Genomic DNA, 19,932 nt, shown 5'->3' with positions numbered 1-19,932 from the left:
ATTGTTGATTCCGCACAGTGGAAAACAGGAGGGTATGGGATGGGTCAGGGCCAGCAGGAGAAGGTGGCGACGAGCCTCGCAGGCGCGATCAGCGAGGAGATCAGCGCCTCCCTCGCCCCGGTCGACGCCGAACTGGAGCGCCGCTACCCGGGGGACCCCGGCACCCGTCAGCCCGTGCACACCGTCTACGTCCCCGGTGACGTCTTCGCCGCCGACACCATCCGCTCCTGGGGCGACCGGGCCCTCGCGGCCCTCGACGAACACGCCCCGGACGCCGCTTCCTTCGCCGCCGTCCTCGGTCTGTCCGACGAACTCGCCGGGCCCGTCCACGCGCGCGTGCGCGCCAAGCTGGAGCGCGAGCCCATCGAGGACCTGCGCGTCGACTTCGAGGACGGCTACGGCCCCCGCCCGGACGCCGAGGAGGACGAGGCGGCGGCCCGCGCGGCCCGGCTGATCGCGGAGGCGTACGAGAAGGGGACGGCGGCCCCGTACATGGGCATCCGGATGAAATGCATGGAGGCACCGGTACGCGACCGGGGAATCCGCACCCTCGACATCTTCCTCAGCGGCCTGATGGAGGCCGGCGGGCTGCCCGACGGACTGGTGCTGACGCTGCCCAAGGTGACGTACGCCGAGCAGGTCACCGCCATGGTGCGGCTGCTGGAGGCCTTCGAGAAGGCGCGCGGGCTCGAGCCCGGCCGGATCGGCTTCGAGATCCAGATCGAGACCAGCCAGTCCATCCTCGCCACCGACGGCACTGCCACCGTCGCCCGCATGATCCAGGCCGCCGAGGGCCGCGCCACCGGCCTGCATTACGGCACCTTCGACTACAGCGCCTGCCTCGGCGTCTCCGCCGCCCACCAGGCCAGCGACCACCCGGCCGCCGACCACGCCAAGGCGATCATGCAGGTCGCGGCAGCCGGGACGGGCGTACGGGTGTCGGACGGCTCGACCAACGTGCTGCCCGTGGGACCGACGGCCAAGGTCCACGACGCCTGGCGCCTGCACTACGGCCTCACCCGCCGCGCCCTCGCCCGCGCCTACTACCAGGGCTGGGACATGCACCCGGGCCACATCCCCACCCGGTACGCGGCCGTCTTCGCCTTCTACCGTGAAGGTTTCGAGCAGGCCGCCGCCCGGCTCGCCCGGTACGCCAACCGGGCCGGCGGCGACGTCATGGACGAGCCCGCCACCGCCAAGGCCCTCAGCGGCTATCTGCTGCGCGGCCTGGACTGCGGCGCGCTGGACATCGCCGAGGTCGCCCGGGTGACCGGTCTGACCCGGGCCGATCTGGAGGGCTTCGCGGCGCCCCGGCGCGGCGACCTGACCGCGTCCGCCAAATAGCGGCCCCGTCACGGCAGTCACCACCGGCTGGCGTTGTCACCCCCGCCCCGTAGTCTGTACCGCACGCATTGATGTGTCACAGGAACGGGGCGGGCCGTGTCTTCGGGGGAGACCTCAGGCGAGAACAACCAGGGCGACGGGACCGGCCGGGTGCTGGCGGGGCGCTACCGCGTCGTGGCCCAACTCGGGCGCGGCGGCATGGGTGTCGTCTGGAGAGCCGTCGACGAGGTGCTGGGCCGTGAGGTCGCCGTCAAGGAACTGCGCACCTACAGCGACGCCGACGGGCCCGAACTCGCCGACCTGCGGCTGCGGATGCAGCGCGAGGCCCGCGCTGCGGCCCGGGTGCGTCACCCCGGAGTCGTCGCCGTCCACGACGTGACCGAGGTCGACGGCCGTCCGCTGATCGTCATGGAGCTGGTCGACGGGCCGTCTCTGGAGCAGGTGTTGCGCGAGCGCGGCTCCCTCGACCCGGTCGAGGCCGCCGGCATCGGCGCCAAGGTGATGGACGCCCTGGCGGCCGCGCACCGGGCCGGCGTCCTGCACCGTGACGTGAAGCCGGGCAACATCCTGCTCGAGGGGTCCGGCCGCGTCGTCCTGACCGATTTCGGCATCGCGGCCATGGAGGACCCGGGCGACGGCGCTGCCACCCATCTGACCCGCAGCGGTGCGCTCGTCGGCTCCCTGGACTACCTGGCGCCCGAGCGGGCCCAGGGCGCCGACGCGAGCCCGGCCTCCGACGTCTGGGCCCTGGGAGCCACGCTGTACGCGGCCGTCGAGGGCTCCTCACCCTTCCGCCGCACATCGACGTACTCCACGCTCACCGCGATCGTCACCGAACCGCTCCCGGAGCCGGAGCGAGCGGGCCCGCTGACGCCCGTACTCCAGCAGCTGCTGGACAAGCGGCCCGAGACCCGCCCCGAGGCCGGGCAGGGGCGCGCTCTGCTGCAGGCGGTGGCGGACTCGGGCGGCACGGACACGCCGACGACGACCCTGCGCGGTGACACGGCGCCGAGGGCGGAGACGGAGCCCGGCGTTCCAGCACTGCCTCCGGGGTTCCTCATGCCGGGGGCAGTGCAGGGGACGGCGCCGTCGGCACAGGAGTCCGCTCCCACCGAGCAGCGCGGGCCGGGCTTCGGCCCTGCGCCATACTCCGCACACGGCACGCCGGACTTCCGCCCGCCCGCGCCGCAAGACCCGGCACCCAACTTCGTGACGGCCCCCACCGGGCCCATGTCTCCCTCGGCCTCCCCGCGCCACAAGGGGCGCGCCCTGCTCGCCGCCGTGGCCGTCACCGTCGTCCTGGCGGCGGCTGGGGGCACCGTCGCCCTGCTGAACGCGTGGAACACGGAAGCGAACACGCGTCCCTCCTCGTCCCAGACGGACGTCCAGGCGTCCGCGTCCGTCTCCGACCGCACCGACTCCGGTCACTCGGACGGCCCCAAGCCGACGGAGCAGGGCGACAAGAAGACCCCGACGCCGACGGAGGCCGCCGGCCGGAAGGGCGGAGCCACGCCCACGAGCCGGGCCTCGTCCTCGTCCACGGCGAAGCCTCCGGGCGGCGGCACCACCGGGGGCGGTACCACGGGCGGCACTTCCTCGGGCGGTACCACCGGGGGTGGCGGCGGTACGACGGGCGGAGGGGGAGGGGCCACCGCGGCACCGGCCTGCACCTCCACAGGCGGCGGCAAGTACAACTGCACGGTCTGGCGCAGCGCCAAGTCCTACACCGCCTCCGGCACCGAGGTCGGCGTGCTCGGCGCGGGCACCAACTACTTCTACTGCCAGCAGAACCTGGGCCGCCGCGAGACGGACGGCCAGTGGACCAACGTCTGGTGGGCGAAGACGGACGACGACAGCGGCAACACGGGCGTCTACATCAGCGACGTCTACATCAAGGGCGGCGCCAACGACCAGCCGATCCCCGGACTCCCGGTCTGCTGACGTCGGCCATGCTCGTCGCGGCCTCGCGGCCTCGCGGCCACCACGCTCACCCGTCCGCCACGAACCGTTCCAGCCCCGACACCGTCACGAGCTTCTCCTCGGCGAACACCCGGGTACCTTGCTCGCACAGCCCCGCGTCGGCACGCGCCCGCGCGCAGAACTCCTCGGGTGTGGCACCGAACAGCTCCCTCAACCGGGCAGATCCGACTAGGAGCTCGGTGAGCACCGCCCGCTGACCGACCTGCCCGCGTGGCGCACCCGAACCGTTGCGCAGGACCCCGCGGCGATTGACGTAGGTGTACGCACCGGGCAGCCGGGTACCGTCCCCCAACTCGATCCGCACCTGCGGCACTTGCAGCCAGGCGCGCCGGAAGTTGCCGTACCGCAGCGGGACGCCCTCGCTCGTGTCGATCACCGCGAGCTGGGCGGCGTCCAGCCAGGTCACGAACAACTCCCGTACGGTGCCGGGCGCGTCGACCGGTGACGCCGACACATAGCCCAGGCGGCTGACGTGCGCGGACACACCCACGCCGATCCCCGTGACCCGGGCGCGCACCATCGGGATGGGCGAGGTGATCCCGGACTCGACCATCTTGTGGCGCAGTTGGCCCGGGCAGGCGTTGGAGCCGACCGCAAGGACGGGGACGCGGTCCTCGTGGACCAGGCGGTCGAGGGGCAGGAACCGGTCGCCGTCCAGGAGTCCGGACCGGGCGGGCCGGGCTCCCGGGTAGAGCAGCGGGTGGTCACGCGGGGCCAGGTCGAGGCCGAGCGCTTCGAGGCTGTGGTCCGCTTGGCCGTCCACGGGCGACTCAGTCCGTCGGCGGCAGCTCGCCCGAGCCACGGGTGATCAGCCGGGTCGGCAGCTCGATGCGCTCCGGGGTGAGGAGGGTGCCGTCCAACTGGCGGAAGAGGCGGTCGGCGGCGGTGCGGCCGAGGGCCGCCGCGTCCTGGGCGACGACGGTGACGCCCGGCTGCAGCAGGTCGGCGAGTTCGAAGTCGTCGAAGCCGACCAGTGCGACCCGGCGGGCCTGCTCGGCGAGGACACGGACCACGGTGACCGTCACGCGGTTGTTGCCCGCGAAGACCGCGGTGACCGGGGCGGGTCCGGAGAGCATCTCCTCGGCGGCCCGCCGCACCCGGTGCGGGTCCGTGACGCCCAGGGACATCCAGGAGTCCTCCACCGGGATGCCCGCGTCCTCCATGGCGGTCCGGTAGCCGCGCAGCCGCTCGGCGGCCGTGTGGATGCGGGGCATGTCGCCGATGAAGCCGATCCGGCGGTGACCGTGGGCGATGAGGTGGGCGACGCCGTCGCGAGCGCCGCCGTAGCTGTCGGACAGGACGACATCGGCGTCGATCTTCCCGGCGGGCCGGTCGACGAACACCGTGGCGACGCCCGCCCTGATCTCGGGCTCCAGATAGCGGTGGTCGTCACCGGCCGGAATGATCAGCAGTCCGTCCACCCGCCGCGCGCACAGGGCCAGCGCCAGCTCCTGCTCGCGGTCCGGGTCCTCCGCGCTGGAGCCGTTGATCAGCAGGGCGCCGTGTGCCCGGGCCACCTCCTCGACCGCGCGGCTGAGAGGGCCGTAGAACGGGTCGGCGAGGTCCTCCAGGACCAGGCCGATGCTGGCGGTGCGGCCCTTGCGCAGCACACGGGCGCTGTCGTTGCGGCGGAAGCCGAGCGCGTCGATGGCCTCCTGGACGCGGCGCTCGGTCTCCGGGGTGACGCCGGGCTCGCCGTTGACCACGCGCGAGACGGTCTTCAGGCCGACTCCGGCGCGCGCCGCCACGTCCTTCATGGTGGGACGGTTGCCGTAACGCGTTCCGGAGAGGGGGGCTGTTCGGCGAGCGGTCTCGGGCACGATGCGCTGTCCTGTCCTGTCTCGTCCACGGGTCTCGTCCACGGGGATGCGTCAGACCATGAGTTTGTATGAGGATGTGGCGTCGAGCATAGAGCCTGGACAACGTTGTCATATGCACGAGAGACTGTCCACCGCAATCTCCGGCCTGCGCCCCCACCGTCAGACCGGCCCGCTCATCTCCGTGGTTCAAGGGGGAAATTCCCCTGGCCGACGGGGATCCGATGGTTTTCGGGAGATCCGACACTGATGCACACCGACCTCGTGGCAGCGCTCGACATCGGCGGCACCAAGATCGCCGGGGCGCTGGTGGACGGCCACGGCCAGATCGTGGTGCGCGCTCAGCGTGCGACGCCCGCGCAGCAGGACGGCGAGACCGTGATGGGCGCCGTGCGCGAGGTCCTCGGCGAGCTGACCGCCGCACCCTTGTGGGACCGCGCCACGGCCCTCGGTATCGGCAGCGCCGGCCCGGTGGACGCCTCCGCGGGCACGGTGAGCCCGGTGAACGTGCCGGGCTGGCGCGACTACCCCCTCGTGCGGCGGGTCCAGGACGCGGTCGGCGGCCTGCCGGTCGAGCTGATCGGCGACGGCGTGGCGATCACCGCGGCCGAGCACTGGCAGGGCGCCGCCCGCGGCCATGACAACGCGCTGTGCATGGTGGTCTCCACGGGTGTCGGCGGCGGCCTGGTCCTCAACGGGCAGCTGCACCCCGGCCCCACCGGCAACGCGGGCCACATCGGCCACATCAGCGTCGACCTCGACGGCGACCCCTGTCCGTGCGGCTCGCGCGGCTGTGTGGAGCGCATCGCGAGCGGCCCCAACATCGCCCGCCGGGCGATCGAGAACGGCTGGCGGCCCGACCCCGACGGTGACACCTCCGCGGCCGCGGTGGCCGCCGCCGCCCGCGCCGGAGATCCGGTGGCCCTCGCTTCCTTCGAGAGGGCCGCCCAGGCGCTGGCCGCCGGCATCGCGGCCACCGCCACACTCGTCGAGATCGACATCGCGGTGATCGGCGGGGGCGTGGGGAAGGCGGGCGACGTGCTGTTCACGCCCCTGCGCAAGGCCCTCAGTGACTACGCGACCCTGTCCTTCGTGCAGCGCCTGGAGATCACGCCGGCCCAGATGGGCACGGACGCCGGTCTGGTCGGGGCGGCCGCGGCCGCGCTCGCCAAGCGGGCGGACGCGGCCGCGGTCTGAGGGGCGTCCGCAGCAGGAACGTTCACGCGTGCTGCTGGGCCCACCGCATCGGGCTCAGCGGGTCGACTGTGCGTACGCCCAGTCAGCGTGGTCCGAGTCGAGGGGGTCGCCGCCGTCGGTGACGATCAGGTGGACCACCTGGGGCCGGTCGCATCAGCGGTGAGCGGCTGGGCGGGCATCGCGCCGGTCAGGACCCCGGTCGAGGTGACCTTGGGGTCGTCGGTCCAGACCTCGAGGGCGACGGTGCAGAGGGCGCCCTTCTCGTCGTTTTCGGCAAGTGGTGTCGGATTCGCTCGGCTCATCACTTCCGCAACATGCCGGCAGTAGATTTTGAACGTGTTCAAGTTCCTGGGTTAGGCTTCCGCCCATACACAAGGGGGAGCCTGATGAAGATCGTCATTCCTGGCGGGACGGGGCAGGTCGGCGCGATCCTGCGGCGCGCGCTGGCTGCCGCCGGCCACGACGTCGTGATCCTCACCCGGCGGCCGGTGCGTGAGGGTGAGGTCCGCTGGGACGGCGAGCACCTGGGCCCCTGGGGCCAGGAGATCGACGGCAGCGACGTCGTGATCAACCTGGCGGGGCGCAGTGTCAGCTGCCGGTACACCCCGGCCAACCTGCGAGCCATGATGGACTCCCGGGTGAATTCCGCCCGGATCGTCGGAGAGGCGATCGCGGCCGCCGCGCGGCCTCCCCGCGTATGGCTCCAGATGAGTACGGCCACCGTGTACGCCCACCGCTTCGACGCGCCCAACGACGAGGCGACCGGTGTGATCGGCGGCGGCGAGCCCGGGGTCCCGGGCTACTGGGCCTACAGCGTGGAGATCGCCAGGAACTGGGAACGGGCACAGGAAGATGCCGACACGCCGGGCACCCGCAAGGTCGCCCTGCGCTCCGCCATGGTGATGAGCCCCGATCGCGGCGGAGTCCTCGACGTTCTGCTGCGACTGGCCCGGCTCGGCCTCGGCGGTCCGGTCGCGGGCGGTGCGCAGTACGTGTCCTGGATCCATGAGCGCGACTTCGTCCGCGCGGTGGAGTTCCTCTTCGACCGGGAAGACCTCGCCGGGCCGGTGAATCTCGCTGCTCCCGGGCCGCTCCCGCACCGCGCGTTCATGAGGGCCCTGCGCGCCGCATGCGGCATGCCGGTCGGGCTGCCCGCCACGCGCTGGATGGCCGAACTCGGCGCCTTCGCCCTGCGCTCGGACACCGAGCTCCTGCTCAAGAGCCGCCGGGTCGTCCCCGGCCGCCTGCTTGAAGCGGGGTTCGCATTCGAGCACGCCCAGTGGCCGCAGGCGGCCGCCGACCTGGTGCGCCAGGTGCGCGACGGACGAAGGCGTGACCCACGCGCGGTTTCACAGTTGAACCGGGCATGAAGAAGCGCAGCATGCTCGCCATCGCCTCCCTCGCCACCGGGTTCGTCGTCGCGGCCATCACCCCCTCGCAACACGCCGACCACCAGGTGGTCGGTGATCACCAGTCGCTCGGCGACCTGGGCGTCGAGGACACCGTCGGCACGGTCACCCACACGACGGGCGACGAGGGCCTCGCCGGTCCAGGAAAGGCCCTCGGTCAGTAAGGCCGACCCGGTCGAGACCCGATCGCGGCGCCGGTGCCCCCGCAGCAGGGGTACCGGCGCCCCCTTTTGTGCGCCCTCAACTGGAGCTGGTTTCCGTGGCAGGGTGAAGCGGGCAAGCCACAGGGGGCCAACAGAAGAAGGGGGACCTGTGACCGTCGTCTGGATCAACGGCGCGTTCGGTGCGGGGAAGACCACCACCGCACGGGAGCTGATCGAGCTGATCCCGAACAGTACGCTCTTCGACCCGGAGGTGATCGGCGCGGCTCTCACGCACCTGCTGCCGCCCAAGCACCTCGCCGAGGTCGGCGACTACCAGGACATGCCGATCTGGCGACGTCTCGTGATCGACACGGCGGCCGCGATGCTCGCCGAACTGGGCGGAACCCTGGTGGTTCCGATGACCCTGCTGCGCCAGGAGTACCGAGACGAGATCTTCGGCGGCCTCGCAGCACGCCGGGTCTCTGTCCGGCATGTCCTCCTGGCTCCGGCGGAAACGATCCTGCGGGAGCGAATAGCCGGCCGGGATGTGCCGCCCGACCTGCCGGACGGCGAGACACGGGTACGGCAGTGGTCGTACGACCACATCGAGCCGTACCGTGCCGCCCTCGCGTCCTGGCTCACCGCCGATGCTTATCCCGTCGACACGGGGGCCCTCACACCGTATGAGAGCGCGCTCCGCATCGCTGAGGCCGTCAGCACCGGTGAGGTAGTGGTATGTGACATAGTACAGACCCCCGAACCCACCGCCGAGACGCTGGCCGCAGGCGTCCTCCTCTTCGACGAGCAGGACCGCGTCCTCCTCGTGGACCCCACCTACAAGGCCGGCTGGGAGTTCCCCGGCGGTGTCGTCGAACCCGGTGAAGCCCCCGCCCGCGCCGGCATGCGCGAGGTCGTCGAGGAGACCGGCATCCACCTCGACGAGGTCCCCCGCCTTCTGGTCGTCGACTGGGAGGCGCCCGCACCTCCTGGCTACGGCGGGCTGCGCCTCCTCTTCGACGGCGGCCGCCTCGACTCCACGGAGACAGCGCGGCTCCTGCTGCCCGGGCCCGAGCTGCGCGACTGGCGGTTCGCCACCGAGGAGGAGGCCGCGGACCTGCTTCCGCCGGTGCGCTACGAGCGGTTGCGCTGGGCCCTGCGGGCGCGCGAGCGCGGCGCGGCGCTGTATCTGGAGGCGGGCGTCCCGGTCGGCTGATCTCTGTCGAACACCCCTGCTGACGACGTGACCTCTGTGGTTCCTGAGTGGTTGTCGGGCGACACTGCCCGGCGGAGGGGGTTCCAGGGGCAAAGCTCGGGTGAATTGTCGCCGTCCCGGTATGAACAGGAACCTGCACCAGGTGCACGCGAGTTCTACCGTCGGTGCGCAACTCAGCTCTCGCGCGGCCGCTCGGCCGCTTCGACAAGGCCGCGGAACCTCCGTCGGCCGGAGGAGGGACATGCGCGCGCACTCATCGGCCCTCACGAGGGGACTCGCCCTTGCCGCCGGGCTCGTGCCGGCCCTGGCCGCCTGCAGCAGCGGGCGGCGGGGGCGGCAGCTCCGACAAGGGCAGCTCGGCCGGCTGTCGAACGTCGCCGAACCCCTGCGCATCCACGGCCGCTACGACGCCGGCGGCTGGGACGAGGTGCGCGAACTGCTGCGCCTGGTCGGACTGAACTCCGAGCACGGCAACCGCTACGCCCACGAGTGCTCCGGCGGCCGGCGCCAACGCATCGGCATCGCACGGGCGTTGGCCCTGCGCCCCAAGGTGATCGTGCTGGACGAGCCGGTGCCGGCGGTCGACGTATCGATCCGGGCCGGCGTACTCAACCTGCTGATGGACCCGCAGAACGAACTCGGCCTGTCCTTCCTCTTCGTCGCCCACGACCTGTCGGTGATGTGCCACGTGGCCGGCCGGGTAGCGGTCATGTACCTGGGCCGCCTGGTCGAGATCGCCCCCGCCCACCACCTGTTCACCGCCCCCGCCCGCCTCTACACCCAGGCCCTCGTCTCCGCCATCCCGCTCCCCGACCCGCGCAAGGAGCGCGCCCGCGCCTGCACCCGCGTCCTCGTCCAGGGCGACGTCCCCAGCCCGGTCCGCCCGCCCAGCGGCCGCCGCTTCCGCACCCGAGGTCCCAAGTTCGCCGGCCGGCTGACGGAGAGTGAACGGGAGGCCCGTGTCGGGGAGGTGCCCGCGCTGATCGACCGGGGCGGCGGGAACCCGGTCGCCTGCCCCTACGCGGAGAGCGTGGAGCTGTTGTAAGCGAGGCGCAGGTCCTCCACCGGGTAGGGGGTCAGCCTGCTCTCGTGCCGCAGGCGGCCGAGGAAGCCGTTGAGGACGGCCGTGAGCGCTGCGTCCCGGGAGATGATCGCGGCAGCGGCTTTCGGTACGCCGTCGGGACGCGCCCCGACGGCGCAGCCGCGGACGAAAGCCTCCCGCTCCTGTCTGTCGTACCCGTACAAGGCGGTGACGAGCCAGTTCACCAGATGGGCGCGGCTGTAGACGAGGTCGTAGTCGCGATGCCGGTCGAAGAAGGCGCGCTCCGGCCGGGAGAGCCGGAACCGGGAACTGAACGCGAGCCCGTAGTCGGCCAGGAAGAACTGCTCGCCGTCGGTGAGGACGTTCTGGAAGTGCGCGTCGAAGTGCAGGAGCCGGCGTTCGCGGAGGAACCCGGTCAGCGCGCCCAGCCACTCGTCCACCCGCGTGCAGATCCGGTCCGAGTCGGCGGTGCGCACCTGCGTGTCGAGCCAGTCGTGGAGGGTGTACGGGAAGTACTCCAGGAACAGGACCAGGCTCGTGGACGAGGTCCGCAGGGCGTCGAGGCGCTCGCGGACCTGTGCCGAGCCGCCGCAGTAGGCCACCGTCCCCGCCACGTCCGCCAGTTCATCGGGAAGGGGCTGGACGGCATCCGGCAGCACCCGCCAGTGGTGCATCAGAGGGAAGCCGGTGAAGCGGTCGGCGAGCACCCAGTTCGTCGTCATCGTGTGCACGGCCAGTTCGCGCCAGGCACCGAAGCCGGGGCTGCGACCGGTGCCGTAGTGGCAGAAGGCCGGCAGCTCGAAGAGGTTCGCCGTGGACCGGGCGTTCTCGGGCAGCAACTCGACGTCCGTGAGCGGCATCCGCTTCACGAAGACCCGCCTGCCGTCCACCTCGACCAGCAGGTAGCGCCCGCCGATGCCGACGCCCACGGGCGTTCCCGAGGCCAGCAGGTCCGCCAGCTCGCGGTCACTGAGGAGGGACAGGGAGGTCGCGAGGTCGCTGTGGGCGGTGCGGCGCGTGGCGGAGGACATGACCTCATGGTCAGGGTGACACCGGGTACGTGTCTGCTGATCGGCGAAGTGTCGTGCCCGCGTGCCCGATCACCGGAGTGCCGTGCCCGAAGCACGCCACGTCGGAGCGGAGCGCCGCGAGCCGGCCAAATGAGCCGAGCAGCTGGGACCGGTCGAGATTGAAGACGCCCGGCATCACGCTGCCGTCGACCGGGGAGGCCGCCACGGTGTCGCCCGTGAACAGGACGCCGTGCTGCGCGAGATGGAGGGCGATGCTGCCGTGCGTGTGGCCGGGGGTGTGGATCACGTGCGCTCCGTCACCGAAGCCCAGGACATCACCGTCGGAGAGGCCGGTGACCATCCGAGGCCGTACGAACTCGCCTTCCGGGAGGTGCCGGGCGACCTCCGTGTGGAGGGGGCGCTCCCAGTCCTCGAACACCGGGGGTGGGCCGGGGACGGCACCGCGGATCGCGGCTGCGTCCAGATGGTGGGCCAGCACCTCGGCACCGGTCAGCGCGGCAAGCTCGCCCGCGCCGCCTGCGTGATCCTCGTGGAAGTGCGTGAGCACGATGCGGCGGATGTCCCCGAGCGGCTCCACAAGTGCGGCGATGGCGGCACCCGAGCCCCCCGGGCCCGCGTCGATCAGTGTGAGCTCGTCGCCGTCGCGCCAGAGATAGCCCTGGCCGACCGGGAAGCGAAGAAGGTGAAGGCGTGGGAGGAGTTCGACGACGTCCATGAAGGCGACCGTAGAAGGGCCCCCGTCCGAAGACGAGGGCCCTCTGCTGACGGCAGAGCGGGCGGGGCGTGGCTCGGCTCGCCCTGCAGTGGCCCCGCCCGAGGGCGGGCCACTGGGCGTCGGTGGAGGAGGGTTCAGCTTGCCGCGTAGTTCCGCAGGAACAGGGCCTCCGCCACCGACAGACGCTCCAGTTCCTCGGGCGAGACGCTCTCGTTCACCGCGTGGATCCGGGCCTCCGGCTCGCTCAGACCGATCAGAAGGATCTCCGCCTGCGGATAGAGCTCGGCGAGGGTGTTGCAGAGGGGGATCGAACCGCCCTGGCCGGCGTACTGCATCTCCTGGCCGGGGTAGGCGACCGCCATCGCCTCCGCCATCGCCGCGTACGCCGGGCTGGTGGTGTCCGCGCTGAACGCCTTGCCCTGGCCGACCTGTTCGGTGCGCACCCGGGCGCCCCACGGGGTGTGCGCCTCCAGATGGGCCTGCAGCAGCTTGGTGGCCTCGGCCGCGTCCACGCCCGGCGGCACCCGCAGGCTGACCAGGGCGCGGGCGCCCGCCTGCACCGACGGCGTGGCGCCGACCACCGGCGGGCAGTCGATGCCGAGGACCGTGACGGCCGGGCGCGCCCAGATACGGTCGGCGACCGAGCCGGAGCCGATCAGCTGCACCCCGTCCAGCACCTTGGCGTCCTGGCGGAACTGCTCCTCGTCGTACTGCAGGCCCTCCCAACGGGTCGTGGGAGTGAGCCCGTCGACGGTGGTCGAACCGTCCTCCGCGCGCAGCGAGTCCAGCACGCGGATCAGCGCGCCCAGCGCATCGGGGGCCGCGCCGCCGAACTGGCCCGAGTGCAGGTTGCCTTCGAGCGTGTCTATCTGCACGCGCACGAGGGTCATGCCCCGCAGGGTCGAGGTGACCGTCGGCAGACCGACGCGGAAGTTGCCCGAGTCGCCGATGACGATCGTGTCGGCGGTCAGCAGGTCGGGGTGGGCCTCGGCGTAACGCTCCAGGCCACCCGTGCCCATTTCCTCCGAGCCCTCGGCGATGACCTTGATGTGCACGGGCACGCCGCCGTTCGCCTTCAGGGCACGCAGCGCGAGCAGGTGCATGATCACGCCGCCCTTGCAGTCGGCGGCGCCTCGCCCGTACCAGCGGCCGTCGCGCTCGGTCAGCTCGAAGGGCGGGGTGGTCCAGCCGGCCTCGTCCAGGGGCGGCTGGACGTCGTAGTGGGCGTAGAGCAGGACGGTCCTGGCGCCCTCGGGGCCGGGCAGGTAGCCGTACACCGACTGCGTGCCGTCGGGGGTGTCGAGGAGGGCGACGTCCTGGAACCCCTCGGCGGTGAGGGCGTCGGCGACCCAGTTCGCAGCGCCCTCGCTCTCGCTCCTGGGGAACTGCTCGAAGTCCGCCACCGACTTGAACGCCACCAGTTCGGCGAGCTCCGCCTGCGCCCTCGGCATCAGCGAGGCGACGGTCTCGGCGACCGGATTCGACGACATGGGCACGCTCCTTGTGGGTGCGACGTTGTACGTGTGGGTATCGGGATCCTCCCACAGCGGCCTGCGGAGATGTCCGCCGTAGGATGCGGGGGGACAGGTGCGGCAGCAGCTTGATCGGGAGCAGTAGACCATCGTGAGCAGCGAGAACTCTTCGGCGGACGACGTGCAGCGGGTGTGGGACGTCGTCGTGGTGGGCGCGGGACCCGCGGGGGCCTCGGCCGCCTACGCGGCGGCGGTCGCGGGACGCAGCGTCCTGCTGCTGGAGAAGGCGGAGCTGCCGCGCTACAAGACGTGCGGCGGCGGGATCATCGGCCCGTCCCGCGATTCCCTGCCGCCCGGCTTCGAGCTGCCGCTGCGGGACCGGGTGCACGCGGTGACGTTCTCCAACAACGGGCGCTTCACCCGCACCCGGCGCTCCAAGCAGATGCTGTTCGGGCTGATCAACCGGCCCGAGTTCGACCAGCAGCTCGTCGAGCACGCGCAGAAGGCGGGCGCCGAGCTGCGGACCGGCGTCACCGTGCAGCGAGTGGAGCAGCACGGCTCGGCGGTGCCGGACCGGCGTACGGTCGCCGTGTTCCTGCAGGGCGGCGAGACGCTGCTCGCGCGGGCCGTGGTGGGCGCGGACGGCAGCGCCAGCCGGATAGGGGCGCACGTCGGGGTGAAGCTCGACCAGGTAGATCTCGGTCTGGAGGCGGAGATCCCGGTGCCGGAGACCGTCGCGGAGGACTGGAAGGAACGGGTGCTCATCGACTGGGGCCCGATCCCCGGCAGTTACGGCTGGGTGTTCCCCAAGGGGGACACACTCACGGTCGGGGTGATCTCGGCGCGCGGTGAAGGGGCGGCCACCAAGCGGTACTTGGAGGAGTTCGTCGGGCGGCTCGGACTCGCCGGGTTCGAACCGAGCGTCTCCTCCGGCCACCTGACCCGCTGCCGGGCCGACGACTCGCCGCTGTCCCGCGGGCGGGTGCTGGTGTGCGGGGACGCGGCGGGGCTGCTGGAGCCGTGGACCCGCGAGGGCATCTCCTTCGCGCTGCGCTCGGGGCGGCTGGCGGGGGAGTGGGCGGTGCGGATCGCCGAGGCGCACGACGCGGTGGACGCCCGGCGCCAGGCCCTGAACTACGCGTTCGCGATCAAGGCGGGGCTCGGCGTCGAGATGAGCGTCGGCAGGGCTCTGCTGACCGTCTTCGAGCGCCGGCCCGGCCTGTTCCACGCGGCACTGACCGGGTTCCGGCCCGCGTGGAACGCGTTCAGGGACATCACGCGCGGCTCGACCTCCCTCGCCGAGATCGTGCGCGTCCATCCGATGGCACAGCGCGCCCTCACCGCGTTCGACCGGCGTCCGGTGGATCCGGTGGGCGGCGGCGAGGCCACCGAGGTCAGCTCCTGACCGTGATCAGGAAGACCGGGTGGTCGGGGGCGATACGGCGCAGGTCGGCATCGGGGGAGTCGGGGCCGACCCCGTTGAAGAAGACCCCGACCTCGGCCTTCCAGCGCTTGAGGTAGGCGCGCAGCAGCGGCACCTTGTCGTCGTCGGCGACCTCGGTCGCGGTGAACACGTCCACGTTCTTGCCGAGGCGCAGCTCGCCGCTGCCCGCGGCCCGCATGTTGTGCGTCCACTGGACGTGCCCGCGCGGGGCCAGCAGATACTGCTGCCCCTCCACCGTCAGCAGGTTCACGGGGGTGGTCCGCCACTCGCCGCTCTTGCGTCCACGGACCGCAAGAACCCGCGATCCCCAGACGCTGATGCCGCGGCGGGTCATCCACGCCACGGCGCGGTTGAAGACGTTGACAGTGAACCAGCCGGGCTTCTGGACGTGTGTGGACATGAGGACCCCCATCGGTCAGTGGAAGAGCGCCGTTCGCTTTTGTGAGCACCGCTCTCGCTTGATGTGATGAGTCTGCACCGGATCGGTGATCCAAAGCAAGAGCGGTGCTCTCTTTTTTGTTCGCCGATCTCTGTTGTGTGCACTGCTCTCCTTTCATGGGAGACTGCTCCCCATGAGCACCGCACACAGCGCCCGTGCCCGAGCCAGGATCGAGGTCACCGCGGCCATCAAGGAAGAGGCGCGCAGACAACTCGCGGCCGAGGGCGCCGCCAAGCTCTCGCTGCGCGCCGTGGCCCGCGAGCTCGGCATGGCCTCCTCCGCGCTCTACCGCTACTTCCCGAGCCGCGACGACCTGCTGACCGCGCTCATCATCGACGCGTACGACTCCGTGGGCGAGGCGGCCGAGGCGGCGCACACCGCCGCGGCCGACGACGGACCCGTGCAGCGCTGGACCACCGTGTGCGAGGCCGTACGCGAATGGGCCCTTGCGCACCCCCACGAGTACGCGCTGATCTACGGCTCGCCGGTCCCCGGCTACACGGCCCCCGAGACCACCGTCCCGGCCGCCGCCCGCGTCGGCCTCGTCCTGATCGGCATCGTGCGCGACGCCAGGCTGGGCCCCGGCGTGGCCCTGCCCGCTCTCCCCGCCGAACTGCTGCCCGAGGCCGAGCGCATGGCGGCCGACTTCGCCTCCGACCTGCCGCCCGCCGTCGCCCCGGCCCTCGTCGCGGCCTGGGCCCAGCTGTTCGGACTGATCGGGTTCGAGCTGTTCGGCCAGTTCCACCGTGTCGTGGAGGACCGGGCGGCGTTCTTCCGGCATGCGGCGGGGCAGCTCGCCCTCGGAGTCGGGCTGACGTGAGCCGAGGCGGGGCGTCGTACTTCCCGGGGAGTACCGCTGATCACCACGCCCGGTGGACGCCCCGCGCTCCCGGTCGCGTCTAGCGTGGCCGTCATGGACGAGCAGCGTGGGCACGCGGGCGGACCGCCCCAGTGGTGGCGGCACGGCCCGCCGTGGATGAACCGCTGGGGCGACGAGCACCGGCAGGCCCGTTGGCCGTGGCGCTCCACCCTGCTGCTCACCGTCTTCGTGCTCGTCGGCTCCCACTACGCGGCGCACCAGCAGGAGGGCAAGCGCGCCGCCCTCGACATCTTCGCGCGCGTGCTGCTGCTGGTGGGCTCCGGACTGCTGCTGTGGCGGCGGCGCCATCCGGTGCTCGTCGTGTACGGCACCGCGGCCGCCGCGATGGTCTACCTGGGGGCCGGGTACGCGTACGGTCCGGTCTTCTTCACCGTGGTGGTGGCCTGCTTCAGCGCGATCGTCTCGGGGCATCGGCGGGCCGCCTGGGGTGCGGTGGCGATGCTGTGGGCCGGGCACATGCTGATGGCCCACTGGCTGTACCGCTGGCTGCCGCCGTCGCGGGACCCGGCGGCCCCCTGGGCGCAGGAAGCCGTGATCGCCGCATGGGTGGCGGCGATCGTGGCGCTGGCGGAGCTGGCCCGGATCCGGCGCGAGCAGTGGGCCGGAGAGCGGGCCGAGCGGGCGCAGGCGGCGCGGCGGCGGGCCGACGAGGAGCGGTTGCGGATCGCCCAGGAGCTGCACGACGTCCTCGCCCACAGCATCTCGGTGATCAACGTGCAGGCGGGCGTCGGGCTCGCCCTCCTCGACACCGACCCCGAACAGGCGCGCACCGCGCTCACCACCATCAAGGCCGCCAGCAAGGAGGCGCTCGGCGAGGTCCGCCAGGTCCTCGCCACGCTCCGCACACCGGGAGACGCACCGCGCGCTCCGGCGCCCGGCCTCGACCGGCTGCCCGAGCTGGTGGAGCAGGCGGCGAGCGCGGGCCTCACGGTGGACGTCGAAGGGGAGCCGCCACGCCTCGCGCCCGGCACCGACCTCGCCGCCTTCCGTATCGTCCAGGAGGCCCTCACCAACGTCGTACGGCACTCGGGCTCGCGTCACGCGCGCGTGCACGTCGGCCACGACGATCAGACGCTACGGCTGCGCATCGACGACGACGGACCCGCGACCGGCGCCGACGCGGGCGGTAGCGGCAACGGTCTGGCCGGAATGCGGGAGCGTGCCGCGGCGCTGGGTGGCACGATCGAGGCGGGTCCGCGCACGGACGGCGGCTTCCGGGTGCTCGCCGTACTGCCGCTCAAGGTCAAGGCCAAGGAGGACGACCGGTGATCCGCGTACTGCTCGCCGACGACCAGGCACTGGTGCGGGCCGGCTTCAAGGCGCTCCTCGACGCGCAGCCGGACATCGAGGTGGCCGGAGAGGCCGCCGACGGCGAGGAGGCGCTGCGCAAGGTGCGCGAACTGCGCCCGGACGTCGTCCTGATGGACATCCGCATGCCCGTGCTGGACGGCCTGGCGGCGACCCGCCGGATCACCGACGACGACGCCCTGCAGGGTGTCAAGGCGGTCATGCTCACCACCTTCGAGCTCGACGAGTACGTCTTCGAGGCGATCCGCTCCGGCGCCTCCGGCTTCCTGGTCAAGGACACCGAACCGGATGAACTCCTGCGCGCCGTCAGGGCGGTGGTCGAGGGCGACGCACTGCTCTCCCCCGGCGTGACCCGTCGTCTGATCGCCGAGTTCGCGGCCCGCTCCAAGGAACCCGCGGCCGCCGACACCCTCGCCGGACTCACCGAGCGGGAACGCGAGGTGATGGCCCTGGTCGGCATCGGCCTGTCCAACGAGGAGATCGCCCGCCGTCTGGTCGTCAGCCCCCTCACCGCGAAGACCCATGTCAGCCGGACCATGGTCAAACTGGGGGCCCGGGACCGGGCCCAACTGGTCGTCCTGGCCTACGAGTCGGGGCTGGTGCGACCGGGCTGGCTGGGCTGAGCGCCCCGCCTGAAGCGCACCACGACGCTCACGGCCCGGACGACGAACACGATGGGCGCGAGCGCCAGTCCCACCCGCAGCAGCAGCCTGGACAGCAGGTCCGGCAGGTCGAAGAGCAACGCCGGTCCGGCGACGGCCCCGAAGACCACCGCTGCCGCGAACACCGCACTGACCAGCGCGTAACCGATCTCGACGGTCATCGCGTCCTGCTCGGCCTTGTGACGCCGTCCCCCGTATCCATCCACACACCCAGTCTCACGGCAGTGCGCCCGGCGGGGCAAGCAGGCCCCGCCGGGCGCACAGGGGAGGCGCCCCCTAGTCGCGTACGGGTACGCGCTCCGCCTCCGGTGAAGGGGACCTGGCGACCACCACGGACTGCTGGGGCCGGCGCGTCCGCAGGCCCGTGAGCGTGATCAGCAGCCCGGCGAGGGCGATGCCCGTCACCACCACCAGCCCGGGCCGGTAGCTGTCCAGCACGGCCTGCGGGGTGGCGTGCGCGGGGGCTCCGGCGGTCACCACCGCGGTCACCACGGCCAGGAAGATCGCCCCGCCCACCTGCACCGAGGTGTTGAGCAGCCCGGAGACCATGCCCTGCTCGTGGTCCTCGACGCCGTTGGTGGCCTGGATGTTGAGCGAGGGGAAGACCAGCGCGCAGGCCGCGCCGATCAGCAGCATCGACGGCAGGATGACGGCGGCGTACACGGGGTCGAGGCTCACGCGCAGGAACAGCGCGTATCCGACGACCATCAGCGCGAAGCCCGCCGCGATCAGCCGCTGGGTGCCGAACCGGTCGACGATCGAGCCGACCTTCGTCGAGGACACCGCCACCAGTGCGCCGGCCGGCAGGAAGGCGAGCGCCGTGTGCAGCGCCGACCAGCCGAGCAGCGACTGCATGTACAGCGTGACCAGGAACTGGAAGCCGACGTAGGACCCGAAGAAGGCCATCGCGCCGAGTTGGGCGCGGATCTGGCTGCCGGACCGCAGCACACCGAGCCGGATCAGCGGACCCGCCGAACGCCGCTCGACGAGCACGAACACGGTCAGCAGCACGGCGACGGCCAGGAAGGACAGCAGCGTGCGGGCCGACGCCCAGCCGACCTGCGGAGCCTGTACGACGGTGAAGACGAGCAGCAGCATCGACGCGGTGCCGATGACGGCGCCGGGGATGTCGTAGCCGTTGTGGTCCTTCTCGCGTTCGCTGCGCGGCAACAGCTTCAGGCCCGCCACCAGGGCGATCAGGGCGATAGGCGCGGGCAGCAGCATGGTCAGGCGCCAGCTGGCCTCGGTGAGCAGGCCGGAGAGGACCAGGCCCATCGAGAAGCCGGTGGCCGCGCAGGTGGTGTAGATGGACAGGGCCCGGTTGCGCAGCGGGCCCTCGGCGAAGGTCGTGGTGATGATGGACAGGCCGGCGGGCGCGGTGAAGGCCGCGCTCAGGCCCTTGATGAAACGGCTGGCGATCAGCAGCGGACCCGAGTCGACGAGCCCGCCGAGCAGTGAGGCGAGTGCGAACACGCCCAGGGCGATCAGGAAGACCTGGCGCCTGCCGAGCAGGTCGGCGGTGCGTCCGCCGAGCAGCAGCAGGCCGCCGTAGCCCAGGATGTAGCCGCTGACGATCCATTGCAGCGCCGAGGTGGACAGCTCGAGGTCGGAGCCGATGGACGGCAGTGCGACGCCGACCATCGACACGTCGAGCGCGTCCAGGAACATCGCGGCGCAGAGCACCAGCAGGGTGCCCCACAGCCGGGGAGTCCAGCGGGCCGCCGGGGACGGGGCCGCAGGGGTGGTGAGCGGAGAGGTCATGGACACACACATTACATGCGCATGCATCGAATGCAAGTGCATTTAATTCCGGTGCAATAATTCTGCTTCTCTGCT

At 71.9% G+C, this 19,932-nt stretch carries 19 protein-coding genes and 1 pseudogene; 11 read left to right on the top strand and 9 right to left on the bottom strand.

Features of this window, described 5'->3' with window-relative positions; all coding sequences use genetic code 11:
- Nucleotides 1-39 precede the first annotated feature (39 nt).
- Both LJ657_RS41215 and LJ657_RS41210 read left to right on the top strand, forming a co-directional pair.
- Entirely contained in the window at nucleotides 40-1,344 is a 1,305-nt protein-coding gene (locus LJ657_RS41215; RefSeq protein WP_232654823.1) for a DUF6986 family protein, read from the top strand.
- A 96-nt stretch (nucleotides 1,345-1,440) separates the two neighbouring features.
- Nucleotides 1,441-3,285, top strand: a complete 1,845-nt coding sequence (locus LJ657_RS41210) for a serine/threonine-protein kinase (RefSeq protein ID WP_232654822.1) — start codon at nucleotides 1,441-1,443, stop codon at nucleotides 3,283-3,285.
- A 46-nt stretch (nucleotides 3,286-3,331) separates the two neighbouring features.
- Here the strand turns inward: LJ657_RS41210 and LJ657_RS41205 are convergent, their stop codons facing one another.
- Together LJ657_RS41205 and LJ657_RS41200 are read right to left on the bottom strand one after the other, a co-directional pair.
- Nucleotides 3,332-4,087, bottom strand: a complete 756-nt coding sequence (locus LJ657_RS41205; RefSeq protein ID WP_232654821.1) for a hypothetical protein — start codon at nucleotides 4,085-4,087, stop codon at nucleotides 3,332-3,334.
- A 7-nt stretch (nucleotides 4,088-4,094) separates the two neighbouring features.
- Entirely contained in the window at nucleotides 4,095-5,144 is a 1,050-nt protein-coding gene (locus tag LJ657_RS41200; RefSeq protein ID WP_232654820.1) for a LacI family DNA-binding transcriptional regulator, read from the bottom strand.
- 246 nt (nucleotides 5,145-5,390) lie between these two features.
- Here LJ657_RS41200 and LJ657_RS41195 point away from each other — a divergent pair, with 246 nt between their 5' ends.
- Nucleotides 5,391-6,338 (top strand): ROK family protein, encoded by a 948-nt coding sequence (locus LJ657_RS41195; RefSeq protein ID WP_232654819.1) that lies wholly within the window; start codon nucleotides 5,391-5,393, stop codon nucleotides 6,336-6,338.
- A 54-nt stretch (nucleotides 6,339-6,392) separates the two neighbouring features.
- Here the strand turns inward: LJ657_RS41195 and LJ657_RS41190 are convergent.
- A pseudogene (locus tag LJ657_RS41190) lies at nucleotides 6,393-6,607 on the bottom strand (NPCBM/NEW2 domain-containing protein); the annotation flags it as partial.
- 117 nt (nucleotides 6,608-6,724) lie between these two features.
- On the opposite strand from LJ657_RS41190, the gene LJ657_RS41185 reads away from it, so the two are divergent.
- The 4 genes from LJ657_RS41185 (at nucleotide 6,725) to LJ657_RS41170 (ending at nucleotide 10,148) form a co-directional block, all read left to right on the top strand.
- On the top strand, nucleotides 6,725-7,708 hold the full coding sequence (locus LJ657_RS41185) for a TIGR01777 family oxidoreductase (protein ID WP_232654818.1): 984 nt from the start codon (nucleotides 6,725-6,727) through the stop codon (nucleotides 7,706-7,708).
- Complete coding sequence (locus tag LJ657_RS41180) at nucleotides 7,705-7,911, top strand: hypothetical protein (RefSeq protein WP_232654817.1); 207 nt, start codon at nucleotides 7,705-7,707, stop codon at nucleotides 7,909-7,911. The genes LJ657_RS41185 and LJ657_RS41180 overlap by 4 nt, the downstream gene beginning before the upstream one ends.
- 148 nt (nucleotides 7,912-8,059) lie before the next feature.
- Nucleotides 8,060-9,103, top strand: a complete 1,044-nt coding sequence (locus LJ657_RS41175) for an NUDIX hydrolase (RefSeq protein WP_232654816.1) — start codon at nucleotides 8,060-8,062, stop codon at nucleotides 9,101-9,103.
- A gap of 241 nt (nucleotides 9,104-9,344) precedes the next feature.
- Nucleotides 9,345-10,148, top strand: coding sequence for an oligopeptide/dipeptide ABC transporter ATP-binding protein (locus LJ657_RS41170; protein ID WP_308117126.1), 804 nt, complete (start codon nucleotides 9,345-9,347; stop codon nucleotides 10,146-10,148).
- On the opposite strand, the gene LJ657_RS41165 is transcribed toward LJ657_RS41170, so the two are convergent.
- The 3 genes from LJ657_RS41165 to LJ657_RS41155 form a co-directional block, all read right to left on the bottom strand.
- On the bottom strand, nucleotides 10,121-11,176 hold the full coding sequence (locus LJ657_RS41165; protein ID WP_232654815.1) for a protein kinase family protein: 1,056 nt from the start codon (nucleotides 11,174-11,176) through the stop codon (nucleotides 10,121-10,123). The two genes, LJ657_RS41170 and LJ657_RS41165, sit on opposite strands and share 28 nt — an antisense overlap.
- A gap of 10 nt (nucleotides 11,177-11,186) precedes the next feature.
- On the bottom strand, nucleotides 11,187-11,891 hold the full coding sequence (locus LJ657_RS41160) for an MBL fold metallo-hydrolase (RefSeq protein WP_232654814.1): 705 nt from the start codon (nucleotides 11,889-11,891) through the stop codon (nucleotides 11,187-11,189).
- Between the two features lie 134 nt (nucleotides 11,892-12,025).
- Nucleotides 12,026-13,381 carry a dipeptidase gene (locus LJ657_RS41155; protein ID WP_232654813.1) on the bottom strand — a complete coding sequence of 452 codons (1,356 nt, stop codon included), beginning with the start codon at nucleotides 13,379-13,381 and terminating at the stop codon, nucleotides 12,026-12,028.
- 133 nt (nucleotides 13,382-13,514) lie between these two features.
- Here LJ657_RS41155 and LJ657_RS41150 point away from each other — a divergent pair, with 133 nt between their 5' ends.
- Nucleotides 13,515-14,768 (top strand): geranylgeranyl reductase family protein, encoded by a 1,254-nt coding sequence (locus LJ657_RS41150; RefSeq protein WP_232654812.1) that lies wholly within the window; start codon nucleotides 13,515-13,517, stop codon nucleotides 14,766-14,768.
- On the opposite strand, the gene LJ657_RS41145 is transcribed toward LJ657_RS41150, so the two are convergent.
- Entirely contained in the window at nucleotides 14,758-15,207 is a 450-nt protein-coding gene (locus LJ657_RS41145) for a nitroreductase family deazaflavin-dependent oxidoreductase (RefSeq protein ID WP_232654811.1), read from the bottom strand. The two genes, LJ657_RS41150 and LJ657_RS41145, sit on opposite strands and share 11 nt — an antisense overlap.
- Before the next feature lie 172 nt (nucleotides 15,208-15,379).
- On the opposite strand from LJ657_RS41145, the gene LJ657_RS41140 reads away from it, so the two are divergent.
- The 3 genes from LJ657_RS41140 (at nucleotide 15,380) to LJ657_RS41130 (ending at nucleotide 18,057) form a co-directional block, all read left to right on the top strand.
- On the top strand, nucleotides 15,380-16,066 hold the full coding sequence (locus LJ657_RS41140; RefSeq protein WP_232654810.1) for a TetR/AcrR family transcriptional regulator: 687 nt from the start codon (nucleotides 15,380-15,382) through the stop codon (nucleotides 16,064-16,066).
- Between the two features lie 93 nt (nucleotides 16,067-16,159).
- Complete coding sequence (locus tag LJ657_RS41135; protein ID WP_232654809.1) at nucleotides 16,160-17,395, top strand: sensor histidine kinase; 1,236 nt, start codon at nucleotides 16,160-16,162, stop codon at nucleotides 17,393-17,395.
- Entirely contained in the window at nucleotides 17,392-18,057 is a 666-nt protein-coding gene (locus LJ657_RS41130; protein WP_232654808.1) for a response regulator transcription factor, read from the top strand. The genes LJ657_RS41135 and LJ657_RS41130 overlap by 4 nt, the downstream gene beginning before the upstream one ends.
- Here the strand turns inward: LJ657_RS41130 and LJ657_RS41125 are convergent.
- Nucleotides 18,018-18,302 carry a DUF6332 family protein gene (locus LJ657_RS41125; protein WP_232654807.1) on the bottom strand — a complete coding sequence of 95 codons (285 nt, stop codon included), beginning with the start codon at nucleotides 18,300-18,302 and terminating at the stop codon, nucleotides 18,018-18,020. The genes LJ657_RS41130 and LJ657_RS41125 overlap by 40 nt on opposite strands.
- 70 nt (nucleotides 18,303-18,372) lie before the next feature.
- The gene (locus LJ657_RS41120; RefSeq protein WP_232654806.1) at nucleotides 18,373-19,857 is read right to left on the bottom strand and encodes an MFS transporter; all 1,485 of its coding nucleotides are present in this window, start codon (nucleotides 19,855-19,857) and stop codon (nucleotides 18,373-18,375) included.
- Nucleotides 19,858-19,932 lie beyond the last annotated feature (75 nt).

This window comes from Streptomyces guryensis, assembly GCF_021261325.1.
GTDB classification, from domain to species: Bacteria; Actinomycetota; Actinomycetes; order Streptomycetales; family Streptomycetaceae; genus Streptomyces; species Streptomyces guryensis.
Note: the sequence above shows the minus strand (reverse complement) of the source record. Positions and strands in the feature narration are given on the sequence as shown.